This window comes from Alteromonas sp. ASW11-130, assembly GCF_026183735.1.
Taxonomy (GTDB): Bacteria; Pseudomonadota; Gammaproteobacteria; order Enterobacterales; family Alteromonadaceae; genus Alteromonas.
The window spans coordinates 84,155-104,623 of record NZ_JAPFRE010000032.1; the positions used below are offsets into that span (position 1 = coordinate 84,155).

At 43.0% G+C, this 20,469-nt stretch carries 19 protein-coding genes; 14 read left to right on the top strand and 5 right to left on the bottom strand.

Features of this window, described 5'->3' with window-relative positions; translation table 11 throughout:
• The first annotated feature begins 332 nt into the window (after positions 1 to 332).
• The 3 genes from OPS28_RS12265 (at position 333) to OPS28_RS12275 (ending at position 5,470) form a co-directional block, all read left to right on the top strand.
• A complete protein-coding gene (locus OPS28_RS12265) occupies positions 333 to 4,418 on the top strand; it encodes a FimV/HubP family polar landmark protein (protein WP_265609755.1) in 4,086 nt (1,361 codons plus the stop codon).
• Between the two features lie 51 nt (positions 4,419 to 4,469).
• The gene (locus OPS28_RS12270; RefSeq protein ID WP_265609756.1) at positions 4,470 to 5,054 is read left to right on the top strand and encodes a pyridoxine/pyridoxamine 5'-phosphate oxidase; all 585 of its coding nucleotides are present in this window, start codon (positions 4,470 to 4,472) and stop codon (positions 5,052 to 5,054) included.
• A 137-nt stretch (positions 5,055 to 5,191) separates the two neighbouring features.
• Positions 5,192 to 5,470 carry an integrase core domain-containing protein gene (locus OPS28_RS12275; protein ID WP_265609757.1) on the top strand — a complete coding sequence of 93 codons (279 nt, stop codon included), beginning with the start codon at positions 5,192 to 5,194 and terminating at the stop codon, positions 5,468 to 5,470.
• A gap of 140 nt (positions 5,471 to 5,610) precedes the next feature.
• On the opposite strand, the gene OPS28_RS12280 is transcribed toward OPS28_RS12275, so the two are convergent.
• Positions 5,611 to 6,051 (bottom strand): hypothetical protein, encoded by a 441-nt coding sequence (locus OPS28_RS12280; protein ID WP_265609758.1) that lies wholly within the window; start codon positions 6,049 to 6,051, stop codon positions 5,611 to 5,613.
• 60 nt (positions 6,052 to 6,111) lie between these two features.
• On the bottom strand, positions 6,112 to 6,609 hold the full coding sequence (locus OPS28_RS12285) for a GNAT family N-acetyltransferase (protein WP_265609759.1): 498 nt from the start codon (positions 6,607 to 6,609) through the stop codon (positions 6,112 to 6,114).
• 117 nt (positions 6,610 to 6,726) lie between these two features.
• Between OPS28_RS12285 and truA the strand changes: the two genes are divergently transcribed.
• The 6 genes from truA (at position 6,727) to purF (ending at position 12,555) form a co-directional block, all read left to right on the top strand.
• Positions 6,727 to 7,521: a tRNA pseudouridine(38-40) synthase TruA gene (gene truA, locus OPS28_RS12290; protein ID WP_265609760.1), complete on the top strand. Its 795-nt coding sequence runs from the start codon at positions 6,727 to 6,729 to the stop codon at positions 7,519 to 7,521.
• A gap of 125 nt (positions 7,522 to 7,646) precedes the next feature.
• Positions 7,647 to 8,492, top strand: a complete 846-nt coding sequence (gene accD, locus OPS28_RS12295) for an acetyl-CoA carboxylase, carboxyltransferase subunit beta (RefSeq protein WP_265609761.1) — start codon at positions 7,647 to 7,649, stop codon at positions 8,490 to 8,492.
• Complete coding sequence (folC, locus tag OPS28_RS12300) at positions 8,493 to 9,758, top strand: bifunctional tetrahydrofolate synthase/dihydrofolate synthase (protein ID WP_265609762.1); 1,266 nt, start codon at positions 8,493 to 8,495, stop codon at positions 9,756 to 9,758.
• A 21-nt stretch (positions 9,759 to 9,779) separates the two neighbouring features.
• The gene (locus tag OPS28_RS12305; protein WP_265609763.1) at positions 9,780 to 10,361 is read left to right on the top strand and encodes an SPOR domain-containing protein; all 582 of its coding nucleotides are present in this window, start codon (positions 9,780 to 9,782) and stop codon (positions 10,359 to 10,361) included.
• 169 nt (positions 10,362 to 10,530) lie between these two features.
• Entirely contained in the window at positions 10,531 to 11,019 is a 489-nt protein-coding gene (locus tag OPS28_RS12310; protein ID WP_265609764.1) for a CvpA family protein, read from the top strand.
• A gap of 15 nt (positions 11,020 to 11,034) precedes the next feature.
• Positions 11,035 to 12,555, top strand: a complete 1,521-nt coding sequence (purF, locus tag OPS28_RS12315) for an amidophosphoribosyltransferase (RefSeq protein WP_265609765.1) — start codon at positions 11,035 to 11,037, stop codon at positions 12,553 to 12,555.
• 84 nt (positions 12,556 to 12,639) lie between these two features.
• Here the strand turns inward: purF and OPS28_RS12320 are convergent, their stop codons facing one another.
• On the bottom strand, positions 12,640 to 13,239 hold the full coding sequence (locus OPS28_RS12320) for a Yip1 family protein (protein ID WP_265609766.1): 600 nt from the start codon (positions 13,237 to 13,239) through the stop codon (positions 12,640 to 12,642).
• A gap of 219 nt (positions 13,240 to 13,458) precedes the next feature.
• On the opposite strand from OPS28_RS12320, the gene miaE reads away from it, so the two are divergent.
• Both miaE and OPS28_RS12330 read left to right on the top strand, forming a co-directional pair.
• A complete protein-coding gene (gene miaE, locus OPS28_RS12325) occupies positions 13,459 to 14,250 on the top strand; it encodes a tRNA isopentenyl-2-thiomethyl-A-37 hydroxylase MiaE (protein WP_265609767.1) in 792 nt (263 codons plus the stop codon).
• Positions 14,251 to 14,339: 89 nt separating this feature from the next.
• Entirely contained in the window at positions 14,340 to 14,897 is a 558-nt protein-coding gene (locus OPS28_RS12330; protein ID WP_265609768.1) for a hypothetical protein, read from the top strand.
• Here the strand turns inward: OPS28_RS12330 and lpxH are convergent.
• Both lpxH and OPS28_RS12340 read right to left on the bottom strand, forming a co-directional pair.
• Complete coding sequence (gene lpxH / locus OPS28_RS12335; RefSeq protein ID WP_265609769.1) at positions 14,881 to 15,621, bottom strand: UDP-2,3-diacylglucosamine diphosphatase; 741 nt, start codon at positions 15,619 to 15,621, stop codon at positions 14,881 to 14,883. The two genes, OPS28_RS12330 and lpxH, sit on opposite strands and share 17 nt — an antisense overlap.
• A 54-nt stretch (positions 15,622 to 15,675) precedes the next feature.
• Entirely contained in the window at positions 15,676 to 16,173 is a 498-nt protein-coding gene (locus OPS28_RS12340) for a peptidylprolyl isomerase (RefSeq protein ID WP_265609770.1), read from the bottom strand.
• Positions 16,174 to 16,323: 150 nt separating this feature from the next.
• Between OPS28_RS12340 and cysS the strand changes: the two genes are divergently transcribed.
• The 3 genes from cysS (at position 16,324) to OPS28_RS12355 (ending at position 19,869) form a co-directional block, all read left to right on the top strand.
• A complete protein-coding gene (cysS, locus tag OPS28_RS12345) occupies positions 16,324 to 17,700 on the top strand; it encodes a cysteine--tRNA ligase (protein ID WP_265609771.1) in 1,377 nt (458 codons plus the stop codon).
• Positions 17,701 to 17,757: 57 nt separating this feature from the next.
• Complete coding sequence (locus tag OPS28_RS12350) at positions 17,758 to 18,630, top strand: hypothetical protein (RefSeq protein ID WP_265609772.1); 873 nt, start codon at positions 17,758 to 17,760, stop codon at positions 18,628 to 18,630.
• A gap of 336 nt (positions 18,631 to 18,966) precedes the next feature.
• Entirely contained in the window at positions 18,967 to 19,869 is a 903-nt protein-coding gene (locus tag OPS28_RS12355; protein WP_265609773.1) for a S1 family peptidase, read from the top strand.
• Positions 19,870 to 20,469 lie beyond the last annotated feature (600 nt).

A 20,469-nucleotide genomic window follows, 5' to 3' on the forward strand; every position in this document is an offset into this window, starting at 1 on the left:
AAAATGAGTGGTCACCTAGATTGGCGTCACTAAGTGGTTTATAGTTGGTTTGGTAACTATAAATTATCAAGCTGGATTATAAATTGCATTGTTTTCCTGTTGTTAGGTGAAAAGACAAGAAATTGTCACCTAAACAAAAAATTTGGTTGCCAGTAGATGACAACAAACTATAAATCAAAAATGTCAGGACAACGATGTTGAGAACGCGTGATAACCAACACGTCAAAATAACAACTATGCAGCCCACTCAGGAAGAAGTCATATTGAGTGAGGCCGCAAGATTGGGTAAGAGGCAAACTTACCCATGACGCTTGAGGGCATATAGGAACGCTATGAAATTGCATTTGACGGGCTTGCTGCTATTAACGCTGTTAATGTTGACGTTACCTTCCTTAGTCACCGGACAAGAACGGGAAACCCAGCTTAAAGGACCAAAAGACGCAACTAACCAGTTCTCTGGTGTAGTTTATGGGCCAATTGATGCGCAAGACACATTGTGGCGTATCGCTGATCGTTACCGTCAAAATCCTAATCTTAGTGTTTACCAGGTGATGGTGGCAATTTATGAGCTTAACCCCAATGCGTTCGAACAAAATAATCTGAATTTATTAATAGAAGGCGAAACCCTTAGGTTACCTGCCGAGCGCTATGTTGCCAGAATTGATAAAGAAAAAGCCCGGCAGCGTGCTGAGAACGACGATGCGGCTTTTGCCAGAATGCCCGACGTTCCGGGCAATAGTGTTCGTAACCTTAAGCCACCCGTACCCTTGGTCAATCAGGAAGATTTGAGCACCACAAAATCTGCGATAGAGGAAAAGATTACTCGGCTTGATGCGCAGCAATCTCGCCAGTTTGATGATTTGAGGCAACAGTTTGCCTCTTCTTTGGAGAGCGTGCGGTCAATTCTTGACGACAATCGCAAATTATATGAACGAGTAGAAAAAGTTAACGAAGATCTGCAGAATCTGCGTGACCAGGTGAAAGGCGACGTTCAAGCACAAATGGATGAGCAGCTTGCGCTCCAAAAACAGTTGCTAGAAATGATGCAGCAGCAAAAAGAGCAGCAGCCTGTTGTGCGTGCCGTTGAGCCCTCTAGTGGCTCTGATTCTACTATGCTGATTATTGGCTCCAGTCTTTTCACTCTGCTGCTATTAGGTGGATTAGGCTACTTCCTTCTGCGCAAACAACCTTCCGCCGAAGTTGCTCCTACTGTCACCACGCCGCCGCCAAAACAAAAGCCGGCCTCGGAACCGGATGATTCAGTACCATCTTTAGTAGACGATTTCGATGATGATGATGAATTAACTGAAGATGATTTATTTAACGATGATGATTTACTCGATGATGTGCTATCGAACGAGCTTGAAGATGCGCTTGATGATGAGCTAGAGAGTTTTGCTGACCTTGATGATGACATGTTGGTACCTGATGACGAAGATGATTTCGAAGAGGGTAACGATTCATTAGATCAAGATGAATTAGATAGTTTGTTTGATGAGGAAGACTTGAGTGGTTCCTCCATTGATGACGATTCTGATGATTCAGCGATCGATTTGTCAGAAGATGATATCGCTGACGAATTAAGTGAAGCTGGAGAAGAGGAAAGCAGCGAACTATTTGATGGTGAAGAAACTGAATCGGCAATAGACGAAAGTACTGGATCGGAATTTGAAACCACCGAAGAAGACAGCGCGGCCGATGACGTTCAGCAGCAATCACAGATTGAAGAAGACGAAAAGCCTGAAATAAGTATTGATGACTTACTCGAAGAACATAAAGAGCCTAGTTTTGAAGAGCAGTTAGGTGACGATGCGGTCGATGAGGAAATGCTGGATAAATTGGGCAAGGAGATTCACGAACAGAACCATGAGCTTGACCGCTTAACAGATGAAATAATGGGCGAAATCGAGCAAATTGAGATGATGGGGGATATGTCCGCCGACATGCTCGAAGACAGGGATGAAAGTGACGATGAAGAATTAGCAAAAACGCCTTCTCCTCAAGCTATTCAAGATCTGGACGCATTATCAGAAGACATAGAAGAAATTAATGTCGATGACATGGCAAATGCGGATGAATTCGACGATCCCCTATCTGACGATCTCATTGCTGAACTTCAGAATGAAGAAGGGCCGACGGAGAACGAAGCGTTATCGGAAGATCCGGCGCCTACTCAAGAGAAAGAAACCACCAACGAAGATGAGTTGGAGGACATTGACGATCCTTTATCAGAAGAGTTACTAGCTGAGTTACAGGCGGATAATGAAGTTGACGACGAGGAAGGTTTAAAAGCTGATAACGATGACCTTAATGATCCGCTTTCAGATGAGCTGCTTGCTGAGTTAGAAGCAGAAGACTCAGAATCTGAGAACAAAATGGACGCGCTTTCCGACGAATTGATGGCAGAGCTTGACGCAGAACAATCTGATGACTCTGCAGAAACTGAAGAAGAAAGCGTTTCCAAAGAGGAAATGCCGCAAGAAAAAGCACTAGCTGATAATGAAGCTGAACAAGAACAATCTGAAGCAAGTGCCGAAGAGCCTGCTTTAGAAGAACCTTCAGCCGATATAGAAGATGACGCTGGCGCAGAGGAAGAAAGTGTTGCAGTGACTGACACGCAGCAAAATGAAGAACCTCTAGCTGATAATGAAGCTGAACAAGAACAATCTGAAGCTAGTGACGAAGAGCCTGCTTTAGAAGAACCCCCAGCCGAAATAGAAGATGACGCTGACGCAGAAGAAGAAAGTGCTGCAGCGACTGACACGCAGCAAAATGAAGAACCTCTAGCTGATAACGAGGAAGAACAAGAACAATCTGAAGCAAGTGAAGAAGAGCCTGCTTTAGAAGAACCCCCAGCCGAAATAGAAGATGACGCTGACGCAGAAGAAGAAAGTGATGCAGCGACTGACATTCAGCAAAATGAAGAACCTCTAGCTGATAATGAAGAAGAACAAGAGCAATCTGAAGCAAGTGACGAAGAGCCAGCTTTAGAAGAAGCCTCAGCTGATAGAGATGATGACGCTGGCGCAGAGGAAGAAAGTGGTGCAGCGACTGACACGCAGCAAAATGAAAAACCTCTAGCTGATAATGAAGCTGAACAAGAGCAATCCGAAGCAAGTGCCCAAGAGCCAGCTTTAGAAGAACCCTCAGCCGAAATAGAAGATGACGCTGGCGCAGAGGAAGAAAGTGGTGCAGCGACTGACACGCAGCAAAATGAAGAACCTCTAGCTGATAACGAGGAAGAACAAGAGCGATCCGAAGCAAGTGCCCAAGAGCCAGCTTTAGAAGAACCTTCAGACGAAATAGAAGAGGACGCTGACGCAGAAGAAGAAAGTGATGCAGCGACTGACATTCAGCAAAATGAAGAACCTCTAGCTGATAATGAAGAAGAACAAGAGCAATCTGAAGCAAGTGACGAAGAGCCAGCTTTAGAAGAACCTTCAGACGAAATAGAAGAGGACGCTGACGCAGAGGAAGAAAGTGTTACAGCGACTGACACGCAGCAAAATGAAGAACCTCTAGCTGATAATGAAGCAGAACAAGAACAATCTGAAGCAAGTGACGAAGAGCCTGCTTTAGAAGAACCTTCGGACGAAGTAGAAGAAAGTGCTGACACAGAGACGAAAAGTGTAGCTGAGGATGATGAATCGCAGAATACACTAGCGAGTGATGAGATTGAAAGTACGGACCCTTTGGATGCAGCGTTAGAAGAGTTTGACCGTCAAATGATGGATGATATTCCATCAATTGCTGAGTCGAGTGAGACGAATAACGAGTTCGATGATAGTCTACTTGATAAAGCGTTATCAGATTTTGACGACTTTGAATTGGAGCAGGAACAGGACGGTGTGGTTCCTGAAAAGCCTTCAGCTAGTCAAGAAATAGACGAATTAGAAGATGTACCAGGGCTCGACGATTGGCTAATAGGTGATAAACAATCTGATCATGAAATTTTAGATGAACTTGAGAATTCTGAATTTGATGAATTACTCGGGTCGATGGAAAATGAAGAGGAAGATGACTCACAGCAATCGCTTAAATTAGACAACCCTGATCTTGATTTGGAAGCGTTACTTACCGATACTCCGGCAGAAGAGTCTGAGAGCGAAGAAAATGAAAGCAATTATGTGGATGTTGAAACCCTGCTTGACGAAAGCATGGAAGAAGATGAAGAAGGGATCAATGAACCACCACTTGATCTAAATGTCAGCTTGTCAGAATTCACCGGTGTAAATGACGACGATGACATTGTGGACATTGATAAAGACGCGGGCCAGAGCGCGAATCTTGATTTAGCAATGATGTATATTGAGATGGATGATATCCAACCCGCAAAAGAACTCCTTCAGGAGGTCATTGAGAAAGGGTCTCCTGCGCAAACAGAAGAAGCAAAATCTGTTCTTAAGTCATTAGGTTAGGCTATATCTAGCTTAACCTGATTAACTAACAAATTAATTTATAGTAAAAATATGATTACGGAAAATCCTATTACCAAATTTAATCAGTGGTGGAAACAAGCACTGACCAATAGCCCTTTAAAACAAAAAAGTGCAGTATGCGTGTCAACCATCGATGAAAATGGTTATCCCTCTTCACGTTTTGTTGACCTGAAAGCGGTAAATAGTGAAGGGTTTACTTTTTGTACCTATAGAGACTCACCAAAAGGTAACCACTTGAAATTGGACGCCAAAGTTGCTTTGACCGCTTGGTGGGATCACATGGGTTTGCAGGTAAGGGTAGTAGGAAAGGCGCAAAATACTTCCGACGAGATCTCTGACTGTTATTGGCTGCAAAGAAGCCATTCCGCTCAAGTTGCGACCCAGTGCTTTGAGCAAAGTCAACCAATAGCATCCGAATCCACGCTAAGAGCACAATTTGAGCAAGCCAGTGAAATGTATTCACACAAGCCTGTGCCCAGACCCCATAACTGGGGAGGCATAACTGTATCGCCTAAAAAAATCGAATTTTTAACGTTCCAACAAACTAGGTTGCATTTACGGGAAGCGTTTTACCTAAATAACGATAGCTGGGAGGTTACGTTGCTACAGCCTTAGCCCAAGGTACAGAAGCTTTTTTCCATCAACAAATGACTCGCTATGCCAATACCCTCACTAACCACCCGCGCACTTAATTTAAAATTAAATAAATATATCAAGCAAAGCCGGGAAAGGTTGCTAAGTTATGATTATGCATGGCGGGACAATGTGGCCTTAGTGTTTTCCTCACTCTTTTCGCCATTAGTGAAAGCACACAAAGGAAATCACTGCGTCTATGGAAAGTTGACATTATCATTGATGATCAGAATGGTAATACGTTTGTCGAAAGCTTTAATGGTAAATTCAAGCATCTGATAGAGGCAAGAGATATAATTGCGCAATGGCGTTTGGATTACAACTACCCAAGGCTAAATCACGCATTAGGACAGCTAACGCCAATGGAATGTAAAAATCTCCCACAATTGGTGTCTTAGTTTGAGCCGTAAAGGTGAGAACTGTGATATTAGGAAGCTTTACTATAATAAATGCGGAAGAAGGTGCTACTGATAGGCAGAGCAATAAGCGGGTGATGAATTCTATTTTTCCTCGCTATTTTAACAAGATAACGACATCTTTATGAATTTTCACTGGTGATATTTTTCTTAATTTGCGTTTCACCGTCCATAAATAAAGTAGGATCGCCTAGCAGTGTTTCTGCTTTTCTCATTATTTCTATTAACGATTCGCTACAAAATAATTTGTGATCAAGACCATGCTCTTTCAAAGCATGAGCAAATATCTTACCGGATGTATTTGACGTTAATATGAGTACTGCTTCACAATTACTCTTTAAAGCTTGTTTTAATAAATCCACCGCTTTTTCGGCTGCGGCAGGCGTAATACCTTTTGATTTATCCGGAATCGAAATTAAGACCCAGCTATCAAGTTGCTCAACCAGAGTATTAATTTTTTGCACACAACGTTTCACGGCGGTATCATCAAAGTATTTATTACCTATCTCAAAAACGACATTTTTGCGGCGAAAGATACGGGATTGTGGCAGGAAGTCCTTCATAAGAATCCTTTTAGGTTAATTTAATTAATAATGATAGTCTCGGATTGTCTTATGGAAAAGTTAATTTATCTTCGCAAAATGAATCTGCCAAAATCCTACATCCAGCCACTTTCCAAATTTAAAGCCCACCTCGCTAAAATGCCCGACTTTTTGCATACCCAGTTTCTCGTGTAATACAACGCTAGGCTCGTTAGGTAAAGTAATACAACCAATGGCTGAGCGAATCCCTTGCGATTTTAATTGTTCAAAAAGCGCTAGATAAAGTGCTGTGCCCAATCCTTTGCCTCGTGCTTGTGTATCAATATAAACAGTCACCTCGACAGCAAAACGGTAAGCGCTTCTTTCCTTAAGTTGGCTAGCATAGGTATAACCAACAATTTTGGAATCTTCCATAGCTACTAACCAGGGTAGGTTGGCAGCTTGAACTTTCTTCATTCTTTCTTGAATGCCAGAAGGTGTGATTAAAAATTCCTCAAACGTAGCTACGGAGTGTTGAATATAGTGATTGTAAATCTTCGCTATTGCAGGCGAATCGTCAAGTGAAGCAGTGCTGATCACGTTAGTACCATCTTTTAAAGCGTTACCTCTAGTTTACCTTTACTGCTTAAAAGTTTGAACTTAACTAGAAACTCATTAAACTTAGCCACCTTTCTCAGTAACAGGTAAGTAGTAGCGATGGGGCGAATTGCCTTAGGAGTTGAATACAACGGTGCTTCTCAATACGGCTGGCAGCGACAACGAGACGTCACCTCAGTGCAAGAGCACGTTGAAAAAGCGCTTTCGACAGTGGCAGCATGTCCAGTTGAAGTTATTTGTGCCGGACGAACCGATGCAGGCGTGCATGCGACGGGGCAGGTTATCCATTTCAATTGTGACACGGCCCGACCCATGCGCGCATGGACCTTGGGCGTAAATGCAAACTTACCTGACGAAATGGCTGTTACCTGGGCTAAAGAAGTAGCCGACGATTTTCACGCGCGTTTTAGCGCTATTTATCGTCGCTATCGCTATATCATTTATAACGATAGGCTTCGCCCGGCCATTTTGCATCAAGGTTTAACGCACGAACATCGTCCTCTGGACGCTGATAAAATGCATCAAGCTGCACAAGCACTTTTAGGTGAGAATGATTTTAGCTCGTTTCGCGCGGCTCTTTGTCAATCTAAGTCACCTTATCGCAACGTTACCCACGTTAAGGTTATGCGGCGCGAACGCTTCGTTATTATCGATATTCAAGCTAACGCGTTCGTTCACCATATGGTGCGTAATATTGCTGGATCGTTAATTGAAGTAGGATGCGGTTCGCAACCTGTAGGATGGATAAAAGACCTGTTAGCAGTGAAAGATCGTAGCCAAGCTGCAGCTACGGCAAAGCCAAACGGATTGTATTTGGTAGAAGTAGGGTATCCGCAGGAATTTGACTTACCAAAACATCAGATAGGCCCACTGTTTCTTCCAGATAACTTCTAAGACCAGTTTTGATTTTTGCATTTTTTTGTAATGTGGTCTAATAGCGCGCTATAGTGACGAGTTATTAAATAAAAAGTTTTTATTTGATTCGAAAAATTAGAGTCAGGTGGACTAAGGATTATTCAATGAGCTGGATTCAGAAGATTTTACCCCGCACGCAAACCTCTACCAAGGGCAATGTGCCGGAAGGTGTGTGGACAAAATGCTCTTCATGTCAGGCTGTACTGTACAAAACAGAATTAGAAAAGCTGTTAGAAGTTTGCCCCAAATGTGATCATCATATGCGCATAAGCGCCCGCCGTCGTATCGATAGTTTTTTAGATAAGAACGACAGAAAAGAACTGGGCGGTGATCTTGAGCCACAAGACGTATTGAAGTTTAAAGATTCCAAAAAATACAAAGACCGTATCGCATCTGCGCAAAAAAGCACGAATGAAAAAGACGCCTTAATAGTCATGCAAGGTAAACTTAAAGGCATGCCAGTGGTTGTTGCCAGCTTTGAATTTGCCTTTATGGGGGGGTCTATGGCTTCTGTTGTAGGCGCGCGTTTCGTAGCTGCGGTGAATGCCTGTATTGAAAATGATATGCCGTTGATATGTTTCTCCGCCAGTGGTGGGGCACGTATGCAAGAAGCGTTGATGTCGTTGATGCAAATGGCGAAAACGTCTGCTGCATTAGCCAAGCTGAGTGAAAAAGGGCTGCCTTATATATCAGTTATGACAGACCCTACTATGGGTGGAGTTTCAGCGAGTTTAGCGATGTTGGGCGATATCAACGTGGCAGAACCTAAAGCCTTGATTGGGTTTGCGGGCCCGCGTGTAATTGAACAAACCGTTCGTGAAACATTACCCCCAGGATTTCAGCGTAGTGAATTCTTAATAGAGAAAGGCGCAATCGATATGATTGTTGACCGTCGCGAAATGCGTGATAAATTACACGGCCTGTTAGGTAAACTACACCGTCCGAATTAAGTGAATACTACATTTTCAACCACTGCTTTGCCGAAAAGAACGCTAGAGCAGTGGCTTTCCTATCTTGAGTCCATCCATCCCAGTTCTATTGATATGGGGTTGGAACGAATAAAACGTGTGGCAGACAAGCTCTGTGTGGACTTCTCCAATGCAACGGTAATTACGGTTGCAGGGACCAACGGCAAAGGAACAACATGTCGCTTTATTGAAGCGTCGTTACTTTGCCAGAACAAAACCGTCGGCGTGTATAGCTCACCTCATCTAATCGACTACCGGGAACGGGTACGTGTAAATGGTGAGCTTAAGGCAGAACACGTTTACGTAGATGCACTTGAAAAAGTAGAAGCAGCCAGAGGTGAAACCAGCTTAACGTATTTCGAGTTTGGCACGCTTGCGGCACTTGTAATGATGCAACAGGAACAAGTTGATTACGCTATTTTAGAGGTGGGGTTAGGTGGACGCCTGGATGCGACGAATATAATTGATCCAGATATTGCTGTAGTAACGAGCATTGGCCTTGACCATCAGGATTGGTTAGGCGATACCCGCGAAAAGATTGCGTTAGAGAAAGCGGGGATAATGCGACACGATGCAATTGCAATTATTGGTGAGCCTGAACCGCCATATACCCTAACAGAGTACGTTAAAAAGCTAAACTGCAAGGCGTTATGGGCAGGCCAGGACTTCACCTATCAGGAGCAAGAGCAAAGCTGGCATTGGCGATGTGGCGAATTGCAGTTAGCTAGCTTATCTACTACCAGCTTTTTATATCAGAACGTTAGTACTGCGTTGGCTGTGCTCAAACAGTTGAACATGCTACCTGATATAGACGAATTGAATAGAATTTTAGAGACAGTAACCCTGCCGGGCAGGCGCCAGCGCATAGCAACCCAACCGGATATATATCTTGATGTGGGGCATAATCCACAAGCATCCCAAGCGATGAAAGATTGGTTAAAAAGTTTGCAGACAGAGCGTATCCATTTTGTTGTTGGTATGCTGAAAGATAAAGCCGTTGCCGATACATTACTACCGCTGGCGGCGCTAGGGGGGTGTTGGTATTGTGCCAGCTTACCGGGCCCAAGAGGCACTGAGGCGGAAACTCTGTATTCGGCATTGCCAAGGGATGCCCGAAATAATGCAAAATGTTTTGACAATGTAACCGATGCACTGACGTCTGCAATGGAAAAAGCCCAGCCAAAAGAAACAATTTTGGTGTTTGGCTCTTTTCTTACGGTGGCAGATGTATTAGCTTTGCAATCTTAAGTAGTATCTAAGGAGCACCAGGTGGCATCGGCACTGCAAAACAGACTTATCGGCACGATTATCGTGGTTGCCCTAGCGGTCATTTTTTTACCGGATTTTCTTGAAGGAAAGAAAGAACGAAAAAGTGAATCTTTCGCAGAAATTCCTGCGCCGCCAGCGCGTAAACCAATTGTAAACCCAGAAACATTTCCAACTGAAAGGGTAGAAAAAGCCGCTCAACGTCCGATAGAAATAGTTGACGATAAACCCGTTGATGAACCAGTCCAAATGGCTCATAAACTAGAACAAAACACAAATGGCGCTGAAACAAACGATTTAGCCCAACAAACGGTCGTCAATAGGTCACAAGCGAAAGAAGAAGACGCTGGGTGGGTTATTCAGCTGGGAAGCTTTCGTCATCAGAAGAATGTGCGCCAATTGCTTACCAAACTTGAAAAAGCTGGCTACCGAGCCTTTAGTCGTCCGATTAAAACCAGCTCGGGGCCTTTGACAAAAGTTTTTGTCGGACCTGATTTACAAAAAGCAAAATTGGAAAATGCTATCCCTCATTTACAAGAAGTAACAGGACTTAGGGGCAAAGTTACTCCTTTTAAGGTCGATTAGTTGTTTTTTGTCAAAGGCTTAAAAAACAAACCAATACTTACGATTGCGCTAGTTACAATATGTAACGCATTTCAAATTGGTAATACACCAAGCATCTGTTAGAATACGCGCCATCTCAATACAGGGCAGAAGGTTGTCGCATCAGTTTTGATGGCAGGCCAGGTAAAATATGAATTGGGTCGACTTTTCCATATTAGGCATAATTGCGGTTTCTACCTTGATCAGCTTAATGAGAGGCTTTGTAAAAGAAGCTATTTCACTGGTGGTCTGGTTTGCTGCTCTGTTTATTGCCAGTCAGTTCTATGCTGATTTAGCCGTCTATTTAACACGAATAGATGATCAATTATTAAGAAACGGCGCAGCGATCGCTGTTCTATTTATAACAACACTCATACTGGGCGGTTTAGTTAACGTCGCGCTTGGACAGCTTGTGCAAATGTCGGGACTAACCGGAACAGACCGCGCACTTGGACTTGTTTTTGGCGCATTACGCGGCGTACTCATCGTCAGTGCACTACTATTTTTCTTGGATACTTTTACACCAGCTGCCGAATCGCAGTGGTGGGGGCAATCAGTTCTGATCCCCGAATTTACAGTCATTGTTGAGTGGTTTTTCGAATTTATGAAGGATGGCTCGAGTTTTTTAACGTCGGTTTAAGTAGGTAGCGAAAAGATGTGTGGTATTGTTGGAATCGCGGGTAAGACCCCAGTAGCGCAGTCACTATATGATGGTTTGACTGTTCTTCAACACCGAGGCCAGGATGCTGCCGGTATCATTACCATTGACCAAAATATATTTAATTTACGCAAAGGTAATGGACTGGTAAGGGATGTTTTCCATACGCGTCATATGAAGCGATTGACCGGTAATCTGGGTATTGGTCATTGCCGATATCCTACTGCGGGCACATCAAGTTCAGCTGAAGCGCAACCTTTTTATGTCAACTCCCCCTTTGGAATCGCCTTTGCTCACAACGGAAACCTGACTAACTCCCACGACTTACAAGAAGAAGTGTTCCGTAATGCCCGTCGTCATATTAATACCACTTCAGATTCTGAATTGTTGTTAAATATCTTTGCCCATGAGCTACAAGCGTGTACCGAAATGACAGTATCGCCAGAAGATATTTTCAAAGTCGTCACGCGCGTTCATAATAAAACTCGCGGTGCATATGCGGTAGTGGCGGCAATTATCGGTCAAGGTTTAGTTGCGTTTAGAGATCCCAACGGTATTCGCCCTCTCGCATTGGGTAAACGTATTACTGAAATGGGGGAAGAATATATGGTCGCCTCCGAAAGTGTGGCGCTGGATGCCGTCGGGTTCACCTTTGTCCGCGATGTTGCGCCAGGCGAAGCAGTTTATATTACCGAGCAAGGCCATTTACATACCCATCAGTGTTATGAGAAGCCTAAAGCAACACCCTGTATTTTTGAGTTTGTTTATTTCGCTCGTCCTGATTCATTTATAGATGGAATTTCAGTTTATGCTTCGCGCGTAAACATGGGCCGCAAACTGGGCGAAAAAATCGCGCGAGAGTGGGCCGATAAAGACATCGACGTAGTGATACCTATTCCTGAAACATCTATGGATGTCGCTTTACAGATAGCCAATACCCTCAACCTTCCTTATCGACAGGGCTTTGTTAAGAACCGCTATATTGGGCGGACCTTTATCATGCCTGGGCAGACAATGCGAAAAAAATCAGTACGCAGAAAATTAAATGCTATTTCGTCCGAATTTAAAGGGAAGAATGTATTGTTGGTCGATGACTCAATCGTTCGTGGTACCACCTCTGGTCAAATTATTGAAATGGCCCGTGAATCGGGGGCGAATAAAGTCTATTTTGCATCCGCTGCCCCAGAGATACGTTTCCCCAACGTTTATGGTATCGACATGCCTTCTGCTAATGAACTTATCGCTTATGGCCGTGAGATCGATCAGATTGCCGACCTTATTCAGGCAGATGGATTAATTTTCCAAGACTTAAGCGATCTGGTAGAAGCTGTGCGGGAAGAAAACCCCACGATTACTCAGTTTGAAACGTCCGTATTTGACGGTAACTACATCACGGCGGATATCGATCAGCAATATTTGGAAAAAATTGATTTGGCTCGAAGCGAAAAAGCCAGACAAGCACCTGTTTTGCAAGCAGAGCTGAGTAATTTGGATATGCATAATATGGATAGCGATTAACCGATATTTACTGCACATGAAAGGCCGCAAGCATTTGCGGCCTTTTTTTATTGTGTGAGGAAAAATGTGTGATGCTGAGGTTACTTAATGTAGATAAACAGGGCCGAAACCCATGCTCCACAAAATGACTGAACTGGCCATTAGAATGACCAATAACACCAATCCGCAGGTAACAACTGAGCTAGAATAGATGAAACCTTTATCTTCTGGCATATGCATTAAAATGGGGACGCCGGAATAGAGCAGGTAAACCGAATATGAAAGGCCTACCAAGCCTATTGTCATAACGAACCATAAAACTGGATATAACGCAGCAAAACCCACCATGAACAAAGGGGTGGCGGTATAAGCAGCTAATTCGAGTGATTGGGTATAGGTTGGTTTGGCTTCAAATGCGTTGGCAAGCTCATGAATAAGAATAGCCAAGCCAATGACACCTACGATCAAACCAAAATATAAACTTACTGCCATTGTCAGAGCACTGGTCTCGGTCAGTTTGATAACATCACCAGCCCCAATTCGCCAGCCTAAGTGCGCTGAAGCATAATAGCCAACAAGCGCAGGGATTAGTGCAATGATAGCGATATGGCTTAATGCATAAAAATAACTTTCATGTTTTTTATCAATGGTTTGCCATTCTTCCTTGGGATGAGTGTAAATCCCAACTAGATGATTCAAAATCATAAATCTACCTCACAATATATGTACGACAATACGTCTATTTAATTATTGTTATCAAATTAACAAAATATTTACAATTAAATATGCAGCATAGTTGGTTAATCGTCAATCATTTTGTTTAAAAAGTCATCACATTGAAAGCTAAGCGTTTTTATAAACCAAATAGCTTCATCTGAGTAAATTAGGTAAAATAGTGGCCCATTTGAGCATGAGTCTTCCCAGATGCAAAAAGCCGCACTTGACCAATTGTTAACACCAATAAATTCATTTTTGTATTGTCAGACTCCACAAGCATGGCTAGATAAGGCACGTGAGCCAGAACAACTAGCCCCCTTACTCATTGATCACTGTAATTGTGAATTAAAAGCCGCTCAAACAGCCTTAATGCTCATTCGTCGCTACGTAGTGGATGCGAACAACGCTGCGGAATTGTTGGCATGGCTAAAGCCCTACGAAGATTATGTTTACCGGCAGATAGGTGATGGTAATTTCGACGGCAAGCACAACGGTTTGAAAAAGATGATTTCAGCAAACGGTGTGCATGATTTCGGTGATGATCTGGTAGAAAAAATGGTGTTGCTAATAAAAGAAGAGCTTCACCATTTTCAGCAAGTACTCGAGATAATGCAATCCCGCGATATCGCTTACACCAACGTATCGGCTGGCCGTTATGCCAGAGGGATGATGCGCTATGTTCGAACTTATGAACCGCAGGCATTGGTCGATAAGCTAATTTGCGGAGCATATATTGAAGCGCGTAGTTGTGAGCGCTTCGCAAGGCTCGCACCCTATCTGGATGATGAGTTGCAAAAATTCTATATCTCACTATTGCGTTCAGAAGCGCGTCATTATCAGGATTATTTAACGCTGGCTAGGCAGGTAGCAGGAGAAGATATTTCACCACGCGTGAGGTTCTTTGGCCAGAAAGAGGCTGAGTTAATTAACACGCCTGATGCTGATTTTAAGTTTCACAGTGGTATCCCCATTGAAGGGGTCTCAACCATAACTCAGTGACTATTAGCCTGCTATTAATTGCTGAAAATTGAACTTTCCACTACAAGCCAGCATACTGGATACAGTGAATGAGTTTGCAATAGGTGTGTATGTCATCGCCAAAGTTAGTTGCGCCACCGCGTAATTTTATTTGGGAGTTCTTGCTATTCTTTTGTACCGGCGGCTTGTATAGCATGCTTTGGTTTCGCCTGATTGCGAGAGATTGTAAACATATTTGCGGTAAGCCTGACAGCCCAATTTTATGGTTATTGGTTCCACTTATACCGCCTGCACAGCCTTTTGCCTTGCCACATCTTTTCGCTGCTATACGAGAGTGTGAAAAACAAATCAACATTCGCCCTTGGCCTGTCATTTTTGATTATGTTTGGATCGCAATCATGTTTACGTGTTCATTTTATTTTTGGGTATCTTTCTTTATTGAAACGCGTATAAAAATCGACTTGATTGTTTTGGTCCTCTGGATTGGGTGGCAAATGTTGCTTCACATAAGAATGAATCGAGTGCGCAAGCGTAGATTACATGAGCCGATGATGCCGAGGTATGTAGGGTTCAATGTAGTGGAGTGGGCAACAATCGGTTTGTTTTTACCTATTTTACTGACTTTGTTTTCATGGTTATTTTACTTCACTACTAACCAATCGATGTAGCAGCGAAAGAACGCTTTTCCAACTCGACGGCTAAGGCAGATACTTTAAGGATACTCCCTTGCTCGTACCAATCACCCAAAACGATTCGCGTAGCGGGTTTACCGTTTACTTCTAAGGTGTGAATATTTGGCCGATGAGTATGGCCATGAATTAACCTTTGCACCTGATGTTTTTCCATGACTTTAACCACTTCATCAGGTGTGACATCCATAATCTCCGTCGAAAGTTTTTGCTGCTTCTGCTGACTTTTTTGACGCCCATCTTCCGCTATTTTGCGTCTTAACCATAAAGGTAGAGAAAGCATTAAACGAGGCCACCACCAACCGCGAGATTTGCGGCGAAACTTTTGGTATTCCACGTCTAGCGTACATAGCTCGTCACCGTGGGTAAGCAACGTTTTCTCTCCATAAAGATCAATAACGCATTGCTCGGGTAATAAAGTCATGCCTGCTTTATCGGTCCAGCCTTCACGAATAGCAAAGTCGCGGTTACCGTGAATAAAGTAAACAGGTGTAACTTTACTTAATTTTTTGAACGCTGCCGCGATACTTTCATTAAATGGGGTAACATTGTCATCGCCAATCCAGACATCAAATAAATCACCAAGAACATAGAGGGCATCAGCTTCAGGGGCTTCAGATGAGAGAAATTCTATCAGACATTGGGTAATGTACGGATAGGCTTCACTAAGGTGAAGATCAGAAATAAAGTAAGTAAAATTCATTGCGACAGACACAAACAGCGGGGCGAGTCGCCCCTCAATTAAAGATAAGTTAGTTTACGCGTCTTTAATAGTCGCTTTTTCAATGATGACGGGTTCAACGGGAACATCTTGATGGTACCCGCTATTACCCGTTCTTACTTTGCGTATTTCGTCTACTACATCCATGCCTTCACTGACTTCTGCAAATACGCAATAGCCCCAGCCATTCATTGACTCACTGGAAAAGTTAAGAAAATCGTTATCTTTAACGTTGATAAAGAACTGGGCGGTTGCAGAATGCGGATCGTTTGTACGAGCCATAGCAAGGGTGCCACGGTTATTTGAAACGCCATTGTTTGCTTCGTTATCAATTGGGTCGTTAGTCGGCTTTTGCTCCATTTCAGCAGTAAAACCACCACCCTGGATCATAAAACCATCAATTACACGGTGAAAAATAGTGTTGTCGTAAAACCCTTCTTTTACATATTGAAGGAAGTTTTCTACTGTTTTCGGCGCTCTATCTTTAAACAGCGTAATAGTGATGTCACCGTAATTTGTCTCTAACGTAACCATAGATGGACCTGTAAATCAAAATAAAAGCCATATGTTAGCCTAAAACTGCAAGGAGATAAATTCGAAGAGCATAAATTGCGTATTTAATTGTGACCTGAAATACAGACAGTGATAAACTTCCTCGCAATTCAAATATAGAGGAAAATCACCATGCTACACCTTTACGACACCTTAACCCGTGAAAAAAAGCGCTTCGTGCCGCTGCAAGAAGGGAAGGTGGGGTTGTATGTGTGTGGTATCACCGTGTATGACGTGTGTCATATGGGACATGGCAGAACCTACTTAAGTTTTGACGTGTTGGTGCGTTATTTAATCCATTTAGGTTATGACGTTAATTATGTCAGAAACATTACTGACGTAGATGACAAAATCATTAATCGGGCAGCCGAGCAGGGGGTTACACCCTCAGAACTGACCGCAAAAACTATTGCTATGATGCACGAGGATTTTGAGTCGATAAACCTGTTAGAGCCCCGTGTTGAACCCACGGTAACCGGTCATATGCCCGAAATCATTGAGGTTATTCAAACCTTAATTGATAAAGGATACGCCTATCAGGCTAAAAATGGCGATGTATTGTTTGATGTCAGTAAATACGAGCAATATGGCGAGTTAAGCAAACAAAATCTTGAGCAGTTGCAATCGGGTGCGCGTGTGCAAGTCGCGGATGATAAAGATGACCCCATGGATTTTGTGCTGTGGAAATCAGCTAAACCTGACGAAATTTTTTGGCACTCACCCTGGGGGGATGGCCGTCCGGGGTGGCATATCGAATGCTCAGCAATGAACTCTAAGCATTTAGGACATCATTTTGACATACATGGTGGTGGTTCAGATTTGATATTTCCGCATCATGAAAATGAAATTGCGCAGTCATGCTGCGCATTTGATACTAAATATGTTAACTACTGGATGCATGGCGGTATGGTGCAGGTTAACGACGAGAAGATGTCGAAATCGTTAGGTAATTTCTTTACTTTGCGTGATGTGGTGAAGTTACACGATCCTGAAACTATACGCTTCTTCCTGCTAACAGCGCACTATCGTAGCCAATTAAATTACGATGACGAAAGCATTCATCAAGCAAGAGCTTCACTCGAACGTTTATATACGGCACTTCGGGGAGTAACGCCTGATGAAAATAGCGATCTTAGCTACGGTGGTTACTTGCAGCGTTTCGAAAAAGCAATGAATGACGACCTCAACGTTCCGGTCGCGATGGCCGTACTATTCGACGTGGCCCGTGAACTTAATAAGCAAAAAGCTGATGAAGCTGAGGCTGGTAAACTTGCTCGCGTTTTAGTAGGGCTTGGGTCTATACTAGGTATTCTTCAGTCTGCTCCAGATAATTTTCTACAGGCAGGTATTGAAGATGACGTTGTGGAAATTGAGGCGTTAATAAAACAGCGTAATGACGCCAGAGCAGCAAAAAACTGGGCGGCAGCTGATGCGGCACGCGATGCTCTTACCGCGAAAGGCGTTGTGTTGGAAGATGGCCCAGAGGGAACTATTTGGCGCCGTCAATAAGTTACGACAACGCGATACAAAATATTAGATCAAAAGGCGGTAGAGGAGAGTATTCGAATGCAACGTTTAGTCTTTTCACTGCTTTTTATTTTTTGTGCTGGTCTGCGCGCTGAACCCTTTCGCGCTGAACCCTTTGCTATAACCGTTGGTACCTACCAGGATCATCAACGTGCGATAGAAGCGGCCACTAAAGAAAATAACTGCCCCTTCATAAAAGACGTTAATTTAGGTGAGAATCAGGTACTGTCTGAGTATCTAATTTTTTGTAATGCACTTAAAGCGTCTTCTCAACACTATCAAATTTCACTTTTTTCTTACCCCAACAACAGCCGCATGCTGAATGATGTGGAAAATGGGCGTATTCTGGGAACCTCGGTTGGTATTTGGCGAAATGAATCGAGGGAAGACGCGCTGGCGATCTCATCGCCGCTTTTTCGTAGCAATGAATTCGAAAAAGGTTTGTATACAACAAAGGAAGTGTTAAGTCGTGTCTCTCACCTTAATCAGTTAAAAAATTCTGCGACTCTTCTCAATCATAATTGGTATCACGACAAGCGTATATTGGAATGCTCTGGCATGAAGTTACTTCATGTTGGTTTTTATGAACAGATGTTCAATATGATTAAATTAGGCAGAGGACAATTTGTTCCTATCACTTTTGGTCCAAAGGCCAACTTGGAACGCAATCAATTTGGTATTGCATTGTATCCTTTCCCCGGCTATAAAATGACGTTTCCAGACTCCACCCATTTTGTTATCAATACAAAATTGCAGTCGGGCAAGCAGTTGCTCAATGATTTGAACAAAGGCCTTCAAAAACTGCGTGAGAAAGGTGAGATTGAAACAGTTTACCAGCGTGTAGGAATTATTAATAAGGCCGTAGCGAACTGGGAACCACTTCATTGTGCGGATAGTCCTCTGATGTTTTAACAGGAGGCTGGATTAGCCTCTTGATGTAAGCTGGTGAAATTAAGATTCTCAACTCCAATCAATAAACCGTGTTCTCTTAAATAGTGCAGCAGCTTCTTAAGTGAACATCTACATAGTGTAAAAACACAATTTACTTCTGTTTACTTATCATGATGAAATTTCTACGGTCTATTCTGGCAAGACGAATTTACTCTCTTTTAGAATAAACGATCCTTCATAATTGTAGGCTATTGCATTTGCGAAGAACTCATACGTTACAATTGCTTACAACTGGTAACAGCTTTAAGTATAGATTGTGCATAGTATTATGGGTAACCAACTGAAGGACTTTATAAAATGGATGAGTTTGGAAAAATAAGAAAAGGCATACCTGATATTAAGTTACCTAAATTGAATAATGGAGTCAGCCAATTATTTATCTGGCTATTTTGCTTCTCTTTTAGTGGTCATGCCATTGTTGTTAGACATGATGTACCTGATGAAAGTTATCATGCAAAATCAACGGATTTTCCACCTTTAGCAACTCTGTACTCAGTTGGAGTTCACGGCACGTTAATCGACCCAGAGTGGGTCGTAACCGCTGCTCATGCGGTATTTTGCTTAAAACCAAAGCAGAATATACGAGTGGGTGAGGAAATTGTTTCTGTTGCCAACCGATACAGCCACCCAGACTATATTCTTGGCGAAGAGCATGATCTTGCGTTGATTAAGTTGGAAAACCCTGTGACGTCGGTTAAGCCTGCCACTCTATTCAGGGATAAAACAGAGAAAGACATTATTACCTGGTTCATTGGTGCAGGCGGAACGGGGACAGGCGATGATGGGGAAACCATTAGTTACAGCGATAATAAGGGTAAGCTCAGAAAGGCACATAATAAAATTATTGACGTGACTGATACTGACTTAGTTTATAAGTTCGAAAAAGGTGATAAAGGTTTGCCCTTAGAGGGGGTTTCAGGTAACGGCGATAGTGGTGGTCCGGCGTTTGTAAAAGGGGATTACGGGTATACATTGCTGGGTATTAGTTCTCGCATAGATTCATGGTTTTATGATGTAGGAGAGTACGGGGTAACTGAATTGTATACTCGCGTTTCAAGCTATACGGACTGGATTGAAAAGGTTATCACTGCTGAGAACGAGTCGTCACGAATGGATATGTCGACACAAGATCCGTTCTTGCAGCCGGGCATGCAGGCAAGGGATATGGGGGAGTTGTGTTCGTCAATTGAGGTGCAGTAGTTGGAGAGTTCACCAAAACGCTGTGACAGTGAGGTAAGTCAGAAAATCTATTATCGCATGATGTCGTTTTAAGTTCTCAGCATCATTTAGGAGATACCCTCTTTCGCTGGTATGACGGAAGATAGTTGCGAGATGATGGTATGACGTGATTAATTGAGTTTAATAGGCAGGGACATGGGGGAGTTGTGTTCGTCAATTGAGCTGCAGTAGTTGGTGAGTTCATCAAAACGCTGTCACAGTGAGGTAAGTCCGAAAATCTATTATCGCATGATGTCGTTTTTAAGTTCTCACCATCATTTAGGAGATACCATCTTTCGATGGTATGACGAGAGATAGTTGCGAGATGATGATATGACGTGATTAATTGAGTTTAATAGGCAGGGACATGGGGGAGTTGTGTTCGTCAATTGAGGTGCAGTAGTTGGAGAGTTCACCAAAACGCTGTCACAGTGAGGTAAGTCAGAAAATCTATTATCGCATGATGTCGTTTTAAGTTCTCAGCATCATTTAGGAGATACCCTCTTTCGCCGATGTATGGACTCCCTCCCCATGGGGGAGTAACGTAATAAGTGCCTAAACTTTTACTAAGAGTCCATACAT

Bases quoted from the DNA above. Each gene is read 5' to 3' on its own strand.
- OPS28_RS12265 (WP_265609755.1), top strand. From the start codon at position 333: ATGAAATTGCATTTGACGGGCTTGCTGCTATTAACGCTGTTAATGTTG.
- OPS28_RS12270 (WP_265609756.1), top strand. From the start codon at position 4,470: ATGATTACGGAAAATCCTATTACCAAATTTAATCAGTGGTGGAAACAA.
- OPS28_RS12275 (WP_265609757.1), top strand. From the start codon at position 5,192: ATGGCGGGACAATGTGGCCTTAGTGTTTTCCTCACTCTTTTCGCCATT.
- OPS28_RS12280 (WP_265609758.1), bottom strand. From the start codon at position 6,051: ATGAAGGACTTCCTGCCACAATCCCGTATCTTTCGCCGCAAAAATGTC.
- truA (WP_265609760.1), top strand. From the start codon at position 6,727: ATGGGGCGAATTGCCTTAGGAGTTGAATACAACGGTGCTTCTCAATAC.
- accD (WP_265609761.1), top strand. From the start codon at position 7,647: ATGAGCTGGATTCAGAAGATTTTACCCCGCACGCAAACCTCTACCAAG.
- OPS28_RS12310 (WP_265609764.1), top strand. From the start codon at position 10,531: ATGAATTGGGTCGACTTTTCCATATTAGGCATAATTGCGGTTTCTACC.
- purF (WP_265609765.1), top strand. From the start codon at position 11,035: ATGTGTGGTATTGTTGGAATCGCGGGTAAGACCCCAGTAGCGCAGTCA.
- OPS28_RS12320 (WP_265609766.1), bottom strand. From the start codon at position 13,239: ATGATTTTGAATCATCTAGTTGGGATTTACACTCATCCCAAGGAAGAA.
- miaE (WP_265609767.1), top strand. From the start codon at position 13,459: ATGCAAAAAGCCGCACTTGACCAATTGTTAACACCAATAAATTCATTT.
- OPS28_RS12330 (WP_265609768.1), top strand. From the start codon at position 14,340: ATGTCATCGCCAAAGTTAGTTGCGCCACCGCGTAATTTTATTTGGGAG.
- lpxH (WP_265609769.1), bottom strand. From the start codon at position 15,621: ATGAATTTTACTTACTTTATTTCTGATCTTCACCTTAGTGAAGCCTAT.
- OPS28_RS12340 (WP_265609770.1), bottom strand. From the start codon at position 16,173: ATGGTTACGTTAGAGACAAATTACGGTGACATCACTATTACGCTGTTT.
- cysS (WP_265609771.1), top strand. From the start codon at position 16,324: ATGCTACACCTTTACGACACCTTAACCCGTGAAAAAAAGCGCTTCGTG.
- OPS28_RS12350 (WP_265609772.1), top strand. From the start codon at position 17,758: ATGCAACGTTTAGTCTTTTCACTGCTTTTTATTTTTTGTGCTGGTCTG.
- OPS28_RS12355 (WP_265609773.1), top strand. From the start codon at position 18,967: ATGGATGAGTTTGGAAAAATAAGAAAAGGCATACCTGATATTAAGTTA.